The 14,071-nt window shown below is 74.1% G+C and carries 12 protein-coding genes; 4 read left to right on the plus strand and 8 right to left on the minus strand.

Going from position 1 to position 14,071, the window contains the following annotated elements:
- Nucleotides 1-3: 3 nt before the first annotated feature.
- Genes OG429_RS14660 through OG429_RS14670 form a run of 3 tightly spaced genes read left to right on the plus strand, consistent with a single transcriptional unit; the run spans nt 4 to nt 4,007 of the window.
- Entirely contained in the window at nt 4-1,548 is a 1,545-nt protein-coding gene (locus tag OG429_RS14660) for a protein phosphatase 2C domain-containing protein (protein ID WP_328925769.1), read from the plus strand.
- A gap of 36 nt (nt 1,549-1,584) precedes the next feature.
- The gene (locus tag OG429_RS14665) at nt 1,585-2,919 is read left to right on the plus strand and encodes a vWA domain-containing protein (RefSeq protein WP_328925770.1); all 1,335 of its coding nucleotides are present in this window, start codon (nt 1,585-1,587) and stop codon (nt 2,917-2,919) included.
- Nucleotides 2,920-2,966: 47 nt separating this feature from the next.
- Complete coding sequence (locus tag OG429_RS14670) at nt 2,967-4,007, plus strand: FHA domain-containing protein (RefSeq protein ID WP_328925771.1); 1,041 nt, start codon at nt 2,967-2,969, stop codon at nt 4,005-4,007.
- A 15-nt stretch (nt 4,008-4,022) separates the two neighbouring features.
- Here OG429_RS14670 and OG429_RS14675 read toward each other — a convergent pair whose 3' ends face one another.
- Nucleotides 4,023-5,012, minus strand: a complete 990-nt coding sequence (locus tag OG429_RS14675) for a methyltransferase domain-containing protein (protein WP_328925772.1) — start codon at nt 5,010-5,012, stop codon at nt 4,023-4,025.
- A 115-nt stretch (nt 5,013-5,127) separates the two neighbouring features.
- Between OG429_RS14675 and OG429_RS14680 the strand changes: the two genes are divergently transcribed.
- Nucleotides 5,128-5,532 (plus strand): globin, encoded by a 405-nt coding sequence (locus OG429_RS14680; RefSeq protein ID WP_328925773.1) that lies wholly within the window; start codon nt 5,128-5,130, stop codon nt 5,530-5,532.
- A 37-nt stretch (nt 5,533-5,569) separates the two neighbouring features.
- Here OG429_RS14680 and OG429_RS14685 read toward each other — a convergent pair whose 3' ends face one another.
- The 7 genes from OG429_RS14685 to OG429_RS14715 all read right to left on the minus strand — a co-directional run bounded on the left by OG429_RS14685 (nt 5,570) and on the right by OG429_RS14715 (nt 14,070).
- Nucleotides 5,570-6,298 (minus strand): hypothetical protein, encoded by a 729-nt coding sequence (locus OG429_RS14685; protein WP_328925774.1) that lies wholly within the window; start codon nt 6,296-6,298, stop codon nt 5,570-5,572.
- Nucleotides 6,295-6,750, minus strand: coding sequence for an acyl-CoA thioesterase (locus OG429_RS14690; protein WP_328925775.1), 456 nt, complete (start codon nt 6,748-6,750; stop codon nt 6,295-6,297). The genes OG429_RS14685 and OG429_RS14690 overlap by 4 nt, the downstream gene beginning before the upstream one ends.
- 10 nt (nt 6,751-6,760) lie before the next feature.
- Complete coding sequence (ettA, locus tag OG429_RS14695; RefSeq protein WP_328925776.1) at nt 6,761-8,425, minus strand: energy-dependent translational throttle protein EttA; 1,665 nt, start codon at nt 8,423-8,425, stop codon at nt 6,761-6,763.
- A gap of 408 nt (nt 8,426-8,833) precedes the next feature.
- Nucleotides 8,834-10,312 (minus strand): bifunctional phosphatase PAP2/diacylglycerol kinase family protein, encoded by a 1,479-nt coding sequence (locus OG429_RS14700; protein WP_328925777.1) that lies wholly within the window; start codon nt 10,310-10,312, stop codon nt 8,834-8,836.
- A 33-nt stretch (nt 10,313-10,345) separates the two neighbouring features.
- Nucleotides 10,346-11,533: a thioester domain-containing protein gene (locus tag OG429_RS14705; RefSeq protein WP_328925778.1), complete on the minus strand. Its 1,188-nt coding sequence runs from the start codon at nt 11,531-11,533 to the stop codon at nt 10,346-10,348.
- Between the two features lie 164 nt (nt 11,534-11,697).
- Nucleotides 11,698-12,105 carry a single-stranded DNA-binding protein gene (locus OG429_RS14710; RefSeq protein ID WP_328925779.1) on the minus strand — a complete coding sequence of 136 codons (408 nt, stop codon included), beginning with the start codon at nt 12,103-12,105 and terminating at the stop codon, nt 11,698-11,700.
- A gap of 99 nt (nt 12,106-12,204) precedes the next feature.
- On the minus strand, nt 12,205-14,070 hold the full coding sequence (locus tag OG429_RS14715) for a GTPase (RefSeq protein WP_328925780.1): 1,866 nt from the start codon (nt 14,068-14,070) through the stop codon (nt 12,205-12,207).
- Between the last annotated feature and the right edge of the window lies 1 nt (nt 14,071).

Here is a 14,071-nt window from a genome sequence, read left to right on the forward strand (position 1 = left end):
TTGATGTCGATGCATCGGCTGTCGGGCTGCCCCAGCTGCGCGGAACCGCTGGAGGAGGGTGACCGTTTCTGCGGAGTCTGCGGCTACGCCGTCACCGCACCTCCCCCGGCTGCGTCCGCGGACCATCCGACGATCCCCCTGCCGACGGCGCCACCGGTCGCCGCCGCCGGACCCGCCCCCGGGCCCGCCCCGGGGTGGGGCAGCGCGGCCGCGGCCGCGCCGACCCTGGTCGACGGCCCGGCCGACTGGACCACGCCGGAGCCGGAGCCGGAGCCGCGCCCGGCCGCGCCCGCGGTGCCCGCCGCCGCGCCGGCCGGCCGGTACGACCTGCCCGGCGGCCCCGGCACACCGCCCGAGGGGACGCCGTGGGGGGCGGGCGAAGGCCCGCACCACACCGGCACCCCGTCGGAGGGCGTCCCGTGGAGTTCGGCCGAGCACACGCACGGCGCCGCGCCGGAGGGGCCGCAGGCCCGGTACGACACGCCCGGCGGCGCCGGCACGCCCCCGGAGGAGAGCCCGCGGGGCGCCGGGCCCGAGCACGAAGCCCCGTACGGCACCGCGCCGGGACAGGCGGACGGGGGCAAGACCTGCGTCGCCTGCCGCTCGGGTTACGTGGACACCGACGGGTACTGCGAGCACTGCGGGCACGCCCAGCCCCGGGAGCGGGACCACCTCGAAGAGGAGCTCGGGAGCGTCGCCGCCGTCAGCGACCGCGGGCTGCGCCACCACCGCAACGAGGACTCGTTCGCGGTCGCCGCCACCGCCCTGCCCGACGGCTCCGCCGCCACCGTGGCCATCGTCTGCGACGGCGTCTCCTCCGCGAGCCGCCCCGACGAGGCATCGGCGGCCGCGGCCGCCGCCGCCAACGAGGCCCTCCTCGACGCGCTCCCGCGCGGCGCCCATCCCCAGGAGGCCATGCACGACGCGATCCTGGCCGCGGCCGCCGCGGTCAACGCGCTGGCACCGCCGACCCCCGGCGCGCAGAACGCCCCCGCCTGCACCCTGGTCGGCGCCGTCGTCAGCGGCGGCCTGCTGACCATCGGCTGGGTGGGCGACAGCCGCGCGTACTGGGTCCCCGACGACCGTGCCGCCCTGCCCCGTCGGCTCACCGAGGACGACTCCTGGGCCGCCCAGATGGTCGCGGCCGGGCTGATGGGCGAGGCCGAGGCCTACGCCGACGTCCGCGCCCACGCCATCACCGGCTGGCTCGGGGCCGACGCGTACGACCTCGAACCGCACACCGCCATCTTCAAGCCGGACCACCCCGGTGTGGTCGTCGTCTGCACCGACGGCCTGTGGAACTACGCTGAGTCCGCACGGGAGATGGCCCAGGTGCTGCCCGCGGACGCCGCCGTCCGGCCCTTGCACAGCGCACAAGTCCTGGTGGGGCACGCCCTCGACGGGGGCGGACACGACAACATCACCGTGGCCGTGGTGCCGTTCGCCGCCGCGCCCGCCGCGGAGAGCGGACCGGAACCGAAGCCGGGCGCGGAACCGGAACCGGGCCCGGAGAGACAAACGGAACCGGAAGTGCGCCCTCAGGCCTGACCCGCCTGCCCGAGCCAGCCCCTAGGAGTCCCACCGATGGCGAACTTCGCCAAGCCCAGCGCCCCGCGCTTCAGCGTGGAGGTGTACCAGAACGAGTTCCTCCCGCAGGGCGGGCGGGACGTCCACGCCATCGTCACGGTCACCTCCACCGGCGGTGCCACCGCCACCCGCGCGACGGCCGCCCAGGGCACGGCGGCCGTCGTGATCATGGTCGACTGCTCGGGCTCCATGGAGTACCCGCCGGAGAAGATGCGCGGCGCCCGCGAGGCCACGGCCGCGGCCGTCGACACCCTGCGCGACGGCACCTCCTTCGCCGTGATCGCCGGCACGCACGTGGCCAAGGAGGTCTACCCGGGTCAGGGCCGCCTCGCCGTCGCCGACCCGGTCACCCGCGCCCAGGCCAAGGAGGCGCTGCGCGGCCTCAGCTCCGGCGGCGGCACCGCCATCGGCACCTGGCTGCGCCTCGCCGACGGACTGCTGCGCCAGGCGCCCGCCGCCATACGGCACGGCATCCTGCTCACCGACGGCCGCAACGAGCACGAGGACCCGGCCGTGCTGCGCGCCACCCTCGACGCGTGCGCGGGCCGCTTCACCTGCGACGCCCGCGGGGTGGGCACCGACTGGGAGGTCAAGGAGGTCACCGGCATCGCGAGCGCGCTGCTCGGCTCCGCCGACATCGTGGCCGATCCGGCCCACCTCGCCGAGGACTTCACGCGCATGATGGAGAACGTCATGGGCAAGGAGGTCGCGGACGTCGCGCTGCGCCTGTGGACCCCGGTCGGGGCGGAGATCCAGTACGTCAAGCAGGTGGCGCCGGCCGTCCATGACCTGACCGACCGCCGCACCGAGGCGGGCCCGCGCGCCGGCGACTACCCGACGGGCTCCTGGGGCGACGAGTCCCGCGACTACCACGTGTGCGTGCGCGTCCCGAATGCGTCCGTGGGTCAGGAGATGCTCGCCGCCCGCGCCACGCTCGTCCTGCCGGGCGCGGCGGGCACGCCGGGGCAGAGCCCGCTCGTCCTCGCGCAGGGGCTGGTGCGCGCGGTGTGGACGGACGACCTGGCCGCCTCCACCGCGATCAATCCGCAGGTGGCCCACTACACCGGGCAGGCGGAACTCGCGCAGGCCATCCAGCAGGGACTGGAAGCCCGGAAACTGGGCAATGTGGACGGGGCCACGGCCAAACTCGGGCGCGCCGTGCAGCTGGCCAGTGCCTCCGGAAACGCCGACACCGCGAAACTCCTCGCGAAGGTGGTGGATGTCGTGGATGCCGCGGCGGGTACTGTGCGCCTGAAAGCGAAGGTTGCGGACGCCGACGAGATGACCCTCGAAACGCGTTCGACGCAGACCGTCCGAGTGAAGAAGTCCTGAGAACACCTGACGCGATGACGCAGGGAGAAGAAGGGGGAAGCGCCGCCATGCCGACCTGCCCGAACGGGCACCAGTCCGCCTCCGACGACTGGTGCGAGGTCTGCGGCCACCGCATGGCTGCCCCGGAGGGTCCCCCTCCGGCTCCCTCCTACGGCTACGGCTTCCCCCCGACCGCCGGTGAGCCGACCGCCCAGGCGGAGCTCTGCCCGCAGTGCCGGACCCCGCGCGAGGCCATGGCCCCGTTCTGCGAAGAGTGCCGGTACAACTTCCTGACGCGTACGGCGACTTCGTACACCCCTCTCGCCCCTGACCCGGGGCCCCAGGGGACCGGCGCCGCGCCGCAGTCGGCACCCCCGTCCGCGCCGCCGTCCGCGCCTCAGCCGCCCGTGCCGACGCCCGGGGCGTACTCCCAGGACCACTTCGAGTACCAGGGCTCGCGGCCGTCCCGGGTCAACCGGCCGGCCGAGCCGCTCCAGCGCGAGGACGACTGGCTGCTGCCGCCTCCCGCGCACGAGCCGCAGCAGGAGTACCAGCAGCCCGCGCAGCCCCAGTACCAGCAGCAGCCCCCGGCGCCGCCGCAGCAGCGCGAGTACCAGCAGGAATACCAGCAGCACCAGCCCCCGCAGCCGCAGCAGTACCAGCAGCAGCCTCCGCCACAGCAGCAGTCCTACCCGTCCCAGAGCGGCTCCTGGACCGCGACGATCGGCCCCGACCGCTCGTACTTCATGGCGATGATGCAGCGCAGCGGCCCCGAGGCGGCCGGGCTCAACCTGCCCGCGTACTCCCCGGAGCAGCACCTGCCGCTCTCCGGCGGCCAGATCACCATCGGCCGCCGCCGCGCCTCCACGGGCGAGTCCCCCGACATCGACCTGTCGGTGCCCCCGGAGGACCCGGGCGTCTCCCACCAGCACGCGGTCCTCGTCCAGCAGCCCGACCTCAGCTGGGCGGTGGTGGACCAGAACTCCACCAACGGCACCACCATCAACGGCGGCGAGGAGCCGATCCAGCCCTACGTCCCGGTCCCGCTCACCGACGGCGACCGTGTCCACGTGGGCGCCTGGACCACGATCACCATCCGCCGGGGCTGATTCCGCCGGACTGATTCACCCCTCCCCCAGGGGCCACGAGTAGGGCCCCTGGGGGTCGTCGAGCCATGACCACTGGCCCTCGGCGGTGACGGTGACCCCGAAGCGCTCCCGGGCCGGGCGGCCCTCGCGCCGCCACAGGTCCAGGGCCTCCCGGGGATGCAGGACGCCCGCGGTCAGCACGAGCATGAACTGGAAGCGCTCGTTCTCCACCAGCTCGTACGGGAGCCCGTACGGCACCCCGGCCGACGGCTGCGGCGCCGCCGTGGCCCCGCGCAGCGGAACGAAGTACGCCGGGTTGTGCAGGAAGCGGCCCTCGGCGAAGTCGGCGTCCCTGACCGTGAGCGCGATCAGCCCGGTCGACAGCGGGGCCAGGATCCGCGCCCCGGGCCGGCACTGGGCCGGCCAGGTGTGCGGGACGAGCGGCAGCGTGCAGGTCACCATGATCCGGTCGAACGGGGCCCGGGCGGGACAGCCGCGCGCCCCGTCGCCCGTGACCACCACCGGGTGGTAGCCGAGCTCGGCCAGGTGGGCACGCGCGGACTCGGTGATCTCCTCGTCGAGGTCCACGGTGGTGACGAGGTCGTCGCCGAGCCGGTGGCACAGCAGGGCGGCGTTGTAGCCGGTGCCCGCGCCGATCTCCAGCACGTTGTCGCCGTCGCGCACGTCCAGCGCCCGGAGCATCTTCGCCATCAGCGAGGGCTGGCTGCTGGAGGAGACCAGCTCGCCGTCGCGCAGCCGGGTCGCGAGCGGGGTGTCCTCGTAGACCCCGCGCAGCCAGCGGGCCCGGCGTTCGGGGTCGGGGTCCTCGGCCCAGAGCCGTTCGTGGCCGGCGCCGCGGCTGGTCCAGAAGTAGGGGACGAAGACGTGCCGGGGAACGGCGGCGAACGCCGCCCGCCAGGCCGGGTCGTCCAGCACCCCGGCCGCCGTCAGCTCGCGCACCTGTGCGGCGTGCGCGGTTTCGCGCAGGTCCCGTACGCGGGTGGTGCGAGAGGTGTGTGCGCCCATGACTCAACTGTCCTGCGGGCCGCCCTCGGGTGCGACCTCGCGGAGTCCGCGCGGGCGCGGTGCAGGGGGTCCTAGGACCCCGGTCCTCCGTCCGGGCGTCTGAGACGATGGTCGGGTGAACGAGATTCCGCGGGGCACGCTTCAGGAGCAGACCTTCTACGAGCAGGTGGGCGGCGAGGAGACCTTCCGCCGCCTGGTCCGGCGCTTCTACCAGGGGGTCGCGGAGGACCCGCTGCTGCGCCCGATGTACCCGGAGGAGGACCTGGGCCCGGCCGAGGAGCGGTTCACGCTGTTCCTGATCCAGTACTGGGGCGGCCCGACCACCTACAGCGAGCACCGCGGCCATCCGCGCCTGCGGATGCGGCACGCCCCGTTCCAGGTGGACGCGGCGGCGCACGACGCGTGGCTGAGCCACATGCGGGTCGCGGTGGACGAGCTGGGCCTGGCGCCGGAGCACGAGGCCCAGCTGTGGAAGTACCTCACGTACGCCGCCGCGTCGATGATCAACACGGCGGGTTAGCCGGGCCGGGGATTCAGCCCCGGGATTCAGCCGGAGATCAGCCCGAGGTCCGGACCGGGCGGACCTGGAGGGCGCCCAGGCCGCCGCCCAGGCCGGGGCTGCGCATGGCGACGGAGCCGTACGGGGTACGCAGCCGCAGCCAGCTCCCGGCGGCGAGCAGGGCCACCGGGTCGGGGGCGGTCTCCGTACGCGGGCTGGCGGCGGGCACGGTGGCCCGTACCGGCCGCAGGAAGCCCAGGGACTGCGCGGCGTGCACGGCGCGCAGCGGGAGCTCGGTGTCGCCCAGCGTCCGCGACCAGATCTCGCGGCCGATGCGGTCGCGCTCGGACCGGGTCCGGTGCTGTTCGGGCAGGGCCTCGTCGCGGGCCCGGAACTCGGCGACGGCACCCGCCACGGCCGCCCCCATCTCCTGGGGCCCGGGCAGCCCGGGCAGCTGCCGCCAGCCGCCGCGCGGCGGGAGCACCCCGGTCCACGGCGGGCCGGTGACCGGCCGCGGCACCGTGGCCGCGGCCGAGGCCTCGTCCACGGATTCCAGGAGCTCACCGGCGGAGACCGTCAAGTCGAGCGGCGCCTCGACGGGCGCGGCGAGCCGCACCGTGCGGATGGCCAGGACCTCGAAGGACGGCGGCCGTCCGAAGACGGCGAGCGCGCCGCCGCCGGCCTGAAGGCGGACGGCGGCGGCGCGGTCGTAGTGCACCAGCCGGCCCAGGAAGGCGGCGAGGTCCGCCGCCTCCCCGGAGTCGGCGAAGTGCAGCCGTTCGTTCATGCCGCGAGGCGTCCTTCCGAGCCGACGGGCTCGTCGAGGTACTTCTCGAGGAAGTGCTTCTCCTCCGCCGTGATGCGGCGGGGCCGCCCCTCGGCGAGGTTGTAGGGCACGACCACGGTCGAGGCGCGCACGTAGATCCTCTCGGGCGCGTCCTCGGTCGCCTCGTCCTTGACCTCGTAGCCGATGGTCAGGGACGCGGCGCCTATCCGGGTCACCCAGGACTCGATGAGCACCGGCTCGTGACGGTGCACGAGGGGCAGCTTGTAGTCGATCTCGTGGCGGGCCACGACGGACCCGCCCGTGAAGGACTCGCTGCCCTCCCCCGGCGCCAGCCGGAACATGAAGTCGATCCTCGCCTCCTCCAGGTAGCGGAGGAAGACCACGTTGTTCACGTGTCCGAAGGAGTCCATGTCCGACCAGCGCAGGGGGCACCGGTAGTGGTGTCTGGCCATGGTGCGGACCTCAGCCTCGGGTGAGCTTCTTGTAGGTGGCACGGTGCGGACGGGTCGCGTCCGCACCGAGGCGCTCGACCTTGTTCTTCTCGTACGACTCGAAGTTGCCCTCGAACCAGTACCACTTGGACTCGCCCTCGTACGCGAGGATGTGCGTGGCGACCCGGTCCAGGAACCAGCGGTCGTGGGAGATGACCACGGCCGCGCCGGGGAACTCCAGCAGCGCGTTCTCGAGCGAGGACAGGGTCTCGACGTCGAGGTCGTTGGTGGGCTCGTCGAGGAGCAGCAGGTTGCCGCCCTCCTTGAGCGTCAGCGCCAGGTTGAGGCGGTTGCGCTCACCACCGGACAGGACGCCGGCCGGCTTCTGCTGGTCCGGACCCTTGAAGCCGAAGGCGCTGACGTACGCGCGGGACGGCATCTCGACCTGGCCGACGTTGATGTAGTCCAGCTCGTCCGACACGACCGCCCAGAGGGTCTTCTTGGGGTCGATGTTGGCGCGGCTCTGGTCGACGTACGAGATCTTGACGGTCTCGCCGATCTTGACGGTGCCGGAGTCCGGCGCCTCCAGGCCCTGGATCATCTTGAAGAGCGTGGTCTTGCCGGCGCCGTTCGGGCCGATGATGCCGACGATGCCGTTGCGCGGCAGCGTGAAGGACAGGTCGTCGATGAGGACCTTGTCGCCGAACGCCTTCGAGAGGTTGTTGACCTCGACCACGATCGAGCCCAGACGCGGGCCCGGCGGGATCTGGATCTCCTCGAAGTCGAGCTTGCGCATCTTGTCCGCCTCGGCCGCCATCTCCTCGTAGCGGGCGAGACGGGCCTTGGACTTGGTCTGGCGGCCCTTGGCGTTGGAGCGGACCCACTCCAGCTCTTCCTTGAGGCGCTTCTGGCGCTTCTCGTCCTTGCGGCCCTCGACCTTGAGGCGGGTGGCCTTCTTCTCCAGGTAGGTGGAGTAGTTGCCCTCGTAGGGGTGGGCACGGCCGCGGTCGAGCTCGAGGATCCACTCGGCGACGTTGTTCAGGAAGTACCGGTCGTGGGTCACGGCCACGACGGCGCCCTTGTACTGCGAGAGGTGCTGCTCCAGCCAGTTCACCGACTCGGCGTCGAGGTGGTTGGTGGGCTCGTCGAGGAGGAGCAGGTCCGGGGCCTCGATCAGCAGCTTGCAGAGCGCCACGCGGCGCTTCTCGCCACCGGAGAGGTTGACGACGGGCCAGTCGCCGGGCGGGCAGCCCAGGGCGTCCATGGCCTGCTCCAGCTGGGCGTCGAGGTCCCAGGCGTTGGCGTGGTCCAGGACTTCCTGGAGCTTGCCCATCTCGTCCATGAGCGCGTCGGTGTAGTCGGTCGCCATCTCCTCGGCGACCTCGTTGAAGCGCTTGAGCTTGCTCATGATCTCGGCGGCGCCGTCCTGGACGTTCTCCAGGACGGTCTTCGACTCGTCGAGCTTGGGCTCCTGCATGAGGATGCCGACGGTGAAGCCGGGCGACAGGAAGGCGTCGCCGTTGGACGGCTGCTCCAGGCCCGCCATGATCTTCAGAACGGTGGACTTACCGGCACCGTTCGGGCCGACCACACCGATCTTCGCGCCGGGCAGGAAGTTCAAGGAGACGTCATCAAGAATCACCTTGTCGCCGTGCGCCTTGCGCGTCTTGCGCATGGTGTAGATGTACTCAGCCAAGAGAAACCGTCCGGCAGATCGATGGGCAGGCAGATACACCCCATCTTGCCAGCCGTCCACCCTCCGGGGGAAACGCGTAAGGTCGGGGCCCCTGAGCTGGGGCGCGGCCGTAGGCCGACCTCACGCTCCGGTCATGAAGGCCGGTCGAGCACGCAAGGGGCGGGGCATCGGGCGGGGCGGGCACTTTCCCGTGGAGCCGCCCGGGGCGACGGACGGCACGGCAGGATTCCCCTGAAGGCGACGGGAACGAGCGGCCGGGGGGCTCCATGGGGAACACGATGCTGGCACTGGCGGTGGCACTGGTCGGCGTCATGGGCACCGCGATGCGGGCCGACCTCGGCGTGGACGCGTAGGCCCTGCCCTCTGTCCTGTTCCCCGCTCGGCCCCGTCCCGTCCGGTCCGGTCAGGTCACGTCCGCGGCCGGTAGACGGTGAGCGCGTCGGGGAGCTCGTCGAGGACCAGGGCCGTCGGCGACTCGGCGTACTCGCCGTCGTAGGCGAGGGGGGTGCCCGCCGGGATGTCCCCGATCCGCAGGCTGCGCAGCCGGGTCGCGGTGTGGACCGGGGAGCGGGTCAGCGGGCCCGCGAAGGCGGCGGCCAGCAGGCGGGGGCCGGGACGGCCGCCGCCGTAGACGAGCCGGACGTCGAGCAGGCCCTCGCCGAGGCTGTCGCGGCGCCGGGGGGTGGGGCCGGTCCCGTGATAGGTGCCGTTGCCCGCGAAGAGCAGCCAGACGCTCCGGGGCCTCCCGGCCAGCCGGAGCCGCACGGGCCGCTCGGCGCGCAGTACCTGCCAGGCCGCCAGCAGCGCGGCGGCGGCTCCGCCGATGCGCGGGCCCCAGCGCAGCCGGTGGCGCAGCAGCTCCGGGTAGGCGCCGATGCTGAAGTTGTTCAGGAAATAGCCCGACCGGCCCTCCGGTCCGGGGGTGAAGCGGCCCACGCCGATGCGGACGGCGTGGCCCGAGGCCAGGGCGCGGCAGGTGTCCTCGGGTCCGCCGAGGCCCAGGTCCATGGCGAAGTGGTTGAGGGTGCCGCCGGGGAACACCGCCAGCGGAAGCCCGGCCCGCAGGGCGGCGGAAGCGGCCGCGTTGACGGTGCCGTCTCCGCCGCAGACGCCGAGGACGGTGGCGCGGGAGGCCGCCTCGTCCAGCCGGGCGGCCAGGTCCGGGCCCTCGCACTCGATCACCTCGGCCTTGGGGAGCCGGGTGCGCAGTACGTCGAGCCCGGCGGTCGCGGCCGTCCCCGATCCGGTGTTGACCACCAGGGTGAGCCCCTCCCCGTCGGGCAGCGCGGGCACGCCGACGGCGGTCCGCTCGTCGCCCGGCACGATCCTGGCCTCCTGGGCGTCCCTCGCGAGCCGGTCCACGACGAAGCCCGCCGCCACGCCCAGCGCGGCCCCCGCGAGCACGTCGGAGGGGTAGTGCACCCCGGTGTACACGCGGGAGAAGGCCACGGACGCGGCCACCGGCGCCAGCACGGCGCCCCAGCCCGGGGACTCCAGCGCCAGCCCGGCGGTGAAGGCGAAGGCCGACGCCGAGTGCCCGGACGGGAACGAGGTGGTCTGCGGCTGCGTGGCCAGCTGCCGCACCGCGGGTACGCCGTCCAGCAGCGGCCGCGGGCGGCGTACGGACCATTTGGCGACGGTGTTGATGGTCGCGGACGCCAGCGCCAGCGAGGCGGCTCCGCGCACGGCGGCCTTACGGGCCCGGGCAGATCCGAAGACGGCGAGCGCGGCGGCGGCCCCGCCCCACAGCATCCCGTGGTTCGCGGCCCGCCCCAGCCGCGGCAGTACCCGGTCCGCCCCGTGCCAGTGCCGCCGGGCCACCATGTCGAACAGCGCGCGATCCCACCGCACCACCGTGCCCTGCCAGGTCAGTTCTTGATCCACCATTGTCTGCCCCTACCCCGGGGCGTGGATCCGAAATCAGGCCTGGCCGTCCTCCCCCTCGTCCAGCGGGCGCTTGCGGAGCAGGAGGACCACCAGGCCGCCCAGGACCACCAGGCCCACCGCCAGGGAGGCGATGACCGGGGTGGCCGCCGAACTGCCGCTGGTGGCCAGCCGCTCCTCGTCCGGGGAGTCCGGCGTGGCCTGGGCGGCGGCGGACTGGACGCCCTGCTGCCCGGCGGGCGTGACCGCGTTCCCGCCGGCCGTGGCGGCCGTCCCGACGACCGGGGGCTCCGGCCAGACCGCCGTGGCCGTGGCGGCGGCCGCGGACTCGCTGGAGCCCGCCACGATCAGCGCCCGGGCGGGCACCCCGCTGGTGAACAACCGCCCGACCGGCACCTTGGTCGCGCCGTGGACGGTGACCGAGGCCGTCCCGTCGGGGGTGCCCGCGGGCACCTCGAAGTACAGCCGGCTGCCGTTGACGGCGGACTCCATCGGCCGCCCCTCGGCGTCCACCACCCGCACCCCCATCGCGACGGCCGCCGCGTCAGGGACGACCGACACGCTCCGCGCCCCGGTCCGCACGGTCACCGGGCCGAGCCGGGTGCCCACCGCCCCGGACACGCCGCCCGGGTCCAGCCCCAGCGAGGCGGGCGGCTCCGGCAGCTGTCCGGCCTGCCGCTGCAGATAGTCGGCCAGCTTCTCCGCCGCCGGGTCCGCGGCCTCCACCTGCACCCCGTCCGCCAGCCGCCAGATCGCGACCTGGGTCCCGGCCGCCGCGCTCTCCGCGGTGAGCGCCCCGGCCCCGGCCACCTTGGCGAGCCCGGCCAGATCGTTCAGCTGGGGATAGGAGTGCTCCAGGACCCAGCGGATCCGGCCCGCCTCCCGGTTCCCGGCCAGCGGGCTGCCGGCCCAGCCGCTTTCGGTATACCGGGCCTGCGGCTGCGCGTTGCCCGCGACGCCGACCCCGTACGTCTGGAGCATCCCGCCGCCGTCGACCCGCATCTCATAGAGGCCGGCCGGGATCTGCCGGACCGATCCGTCCCCGGAGCGGAGGACCGCCTGCCCGTAGGTCTTCAGCCCGTCCAGCACGGCGCTCGCACCCTCCGGCGCCCGGGAAGCCGCGGGGTCGGAATCGGCGGCCGCTTGGGCGCCGGGCGCGGCGGCGAGGGCCGCGGCCAGCAGGGCCACCGCCAGCGGGCGGCGCGCGGAGCCCCGTACCGACACGGCGCCGGAAGCAGAGCGACCGCAAGGACGAGCCGAAACCGGAGCGGAAGCAGGAACGGAAGCAGGAACGGAGGATGCGGGAACGGCAATCGACACAGTCTTCCCCTTCGGGCCAAAGACCCAGGTGCCCGTGAGTACCGGGGAATCCTATCCGGCTCGAACACTCAGACCACCGCCGCCTTCTGATTGCCCATCAGCGGCGTATCGGTCTTGACCACGCGGCGGAACGCGGCCGTCCCCCGGTTGAGGTCGTGCCCGACGGCCGTGGCGTCGATCTCCGCCGAGACCCACCGCTGGCCCTCCCCGTCGGGCGGGTCCTCCCGCACCCGCAGCCGGCCGTGCACCACGAGCGGTTCGCCGACCGACACCGAACCGGCCAGGTTCACCGCGAGGGTGCGCCGCGCCCACACCGTGTAGAAGCTGGTGGACCCGTCGGTCCAGGCCTCCTTGCGCCGGTCGAAGTACCTCGGCGTCACGGCGAAACGGAACCTCGCCGACGGGCCGCCCACCGTCTCCTTGTAGTCGATCTGCGTCGCCACGTACCCCACGAGCGTCACCTGGGTGTCGTTCATCCCGGCCGCCCTCCCCCGTGATTCGCACCCGCACGGACCGTCCGCACGGGGTACGCACCATGCTGGGGCCGCCCGCGGATCCCCGCTCCGGCCTGTGGACTACTGGCGGGTTGTGGACAACCGCGTCCCCCCTGCGGCGACGGCGGCGTACTGCTCCCGCACCTCCCGGTAGCGCAGCAGCTCGGCCGCCACCGGCTCCAGCACCCGGGCCCGCCCGCACCCGGCCGCCGCCTGCCGCAGCGTCTGCTCCGCGTCCTGCCCGTACCTGCGCGCCGGGCCGCGGGCCGCGATCGAGCAGGCCCATTCCACCAGCGGCCCGCCGACGATGCCCGCCACCATCAGCAGCACCGGCGGCATCAGCTGCGGCTCCAGGACCCCGACGATCTGCCCGACCAGCCAAAGGCCCCCGAAGATCTGCAGCAGCGTCATCGCCGCCTGCCCCAGCACCGCCGCCGGCCACCACGCGGGCCGCGGCGGTTTGACGGTGGGCACCGCGACCGCCGCGCCGAGGGTCACCGCCAGCTCGTCCAGCGCCTCCGGGAGCCGTTCGGCGCCGCGCACCGCCGTCTCCCGTACCGCCTGCGCCCACGGCTCGGGCAGGCCCGCGACCGCCTCGTCGGCGACCGCCCGCACGGCCAGCTCCACCTTCTGGCGCGCGGTCACCTCCTCCTCGACGGGCGCCTCGGGAACCGGCGCGCCCCGCCCGCCGATCGCCGCGAGGGCGGCCAGGCCCGCCAGCGTGCGCGGCGCGCGGCGGCTCTCGTACCACCGCCACAGCCGCAGCCACGGTGTCCCGCACGCCTTTCCGGCATTGCGCCGCCAGGCCCGCTCGGCCGCGATCCCTGCCGCATAGGCGCCGACCGCCTCGGCGAGCCGGTCCTCGAACTCGGCGCGAGCCGCCTCCCCGATCTCCGGCCCCAAGTGCCCGGCCGCCACGTACAGCGGCCGCAGGCGCACCGCCGCGCGATCGACGTCGGCGGAAATCCGCCGGGTCGCGGCGCCCTTCTCCTGGGTGAACTGTCCGAGGAGCTCGCGCAGTTCCCCGACGCCTTCACCCGTCAGCGCGGAAAGTCCGAGCACCGTGGCCCCCGGCTCCCCGTGCTCGCCCAGTGCGATCCCGTCCTCGTCCAGCAGCCGCCGCAGGTCGTCCAGTACGAGGTCGGCGGATTCCCCGGGCAGCCGGTCCACCTGGTTGAGCACGACGAAGGTCACCTCCGCGTGCCCGGCCAGCGGTCGCAGGTACCGCTCGTGCAGCACCGCGTCCGCGTACTTCTCCGGGTCCACGACCCACACCACCGCGTCGACCAGCGCCAGTACGCGGTCCACGTGGTCGCGGTGCGCGCCGACCGCCGAGTCGAGGTCGGGCAGGTCGACGAGGACCATCCCGCGCAGTGCCTCCGCCTCCGAGGTCTCGCGGGGCCGGCGCCGCAGCCGCCCGGGGATCTCCAGCCGGTCCAGCAGCCCGGCGGCCCCGTCCGACCAGCTACAGGCGATGGGGGCGGCGGTGGTCGGCCGGCGCAGCCCGGTCTCGGAGATCTGCACCCCCGCGAGTGAATTGAACAGTGTGGACTTGCCGCTTCCGGTGGCCCCGGCGATCGCGACGACCGTGTGCTGCGGTGACAGCCCGCGCCGCGCGGCCGCTTCGTCCAGCACCCGGCCCGCCTCGGCGAGGGTCTTGCCGTCGAGCCGGGTCCGGGACAGCCCGACCAGCTGGCGCAGCGCGTCCAGGCGCGCGCGCAGGGCCCGCCCCTCGGGGCTGAGCGGGGGCGCGGACGCCTTGCCGCCGTCGCTGCCCGCGCCGGAGACCGCCCGGACGAGCGCCTCGTCGCCCTCGTCGCCTTCCTCGCCCTCGTTGCCCTCGCCGTCGCCCTCGGCGCCCTCGGCCGCCTCGACGGCCTTGGGGCGCGAGCGCGCGATGAGTCCGTCGTCCCAGCGGTCGTCGGTGCGGTCGGTCAGAGCGGTCACC

It is taken from the genome of Streptomyces sp. NBC_00190 (assembly GCF_036203305.1).
GTDB lineage: Bacteria > Actinomycetota > Actinomycetes > Streptomycetales > Streptomycetaceae > Streptomyces.

Excerpts from the sequence above, each read along its gene's own strand:
- OG429_RS14675 (WP_328925772.1), bottom strand. The coding sequence starts at position 5,012 with ATGGGCGCACACACCTCTCGCACCACCCGCGTACGGGACCTGCGCGAA.
- OG429_RS14690 (WP_328925775.1), bottom strand. The coding sequence starts at position 6,750 with ATGGCCAGACACCACTACCGGTGCCCCCTGCGCTGGTCGGACATGGAC.
- OG429_RS14685 (WP_328925774.1), bottom strand. The coding sequence starts at position 6,298 with ATGAACGAACGGCTGCACTTCGCCGACTCCGGGGAGGCGGCGGACCTC.
- OG429_RS14670 (WP_328925771.1), top strand. The coding sequence starts at position 2,967 with ATGCCGACCTGCCCGAACGGGCACCAGTCCGCCTCCGACGACTGGTGC.
- OG429_RS14700 (WP_328925777.1), bottom strand. The coding sequence starts at position 10,312 with ATGGTGGATCAAGAACTGACCTGGCAGGGCACGGTGGTGCGGTGGGAT.
- OG429_RS14660 (WP_328925769.1), top strand. The coding sequence starts at position 4 with ATGTCGATGCATCGGCTGTCGGGCTGCCCCAGCTGCGCGGAACCGCTG.
- OG429_RS14665 (WP_328925770.1), top strand. The coding sequence starts at position 1,585 with ATGGCGAACTTCGCCAAGCCCAGCGCCCCGCGCTTCAGCGTGGAGGTG.
- OG429_RS14710 (WP_328925779.1), bottom strand. The coding sequence starts at position 12,105 with ATGAACGACACCCAGGTGACGCTCGTGGGGTACGTGGCGACGCAGATC.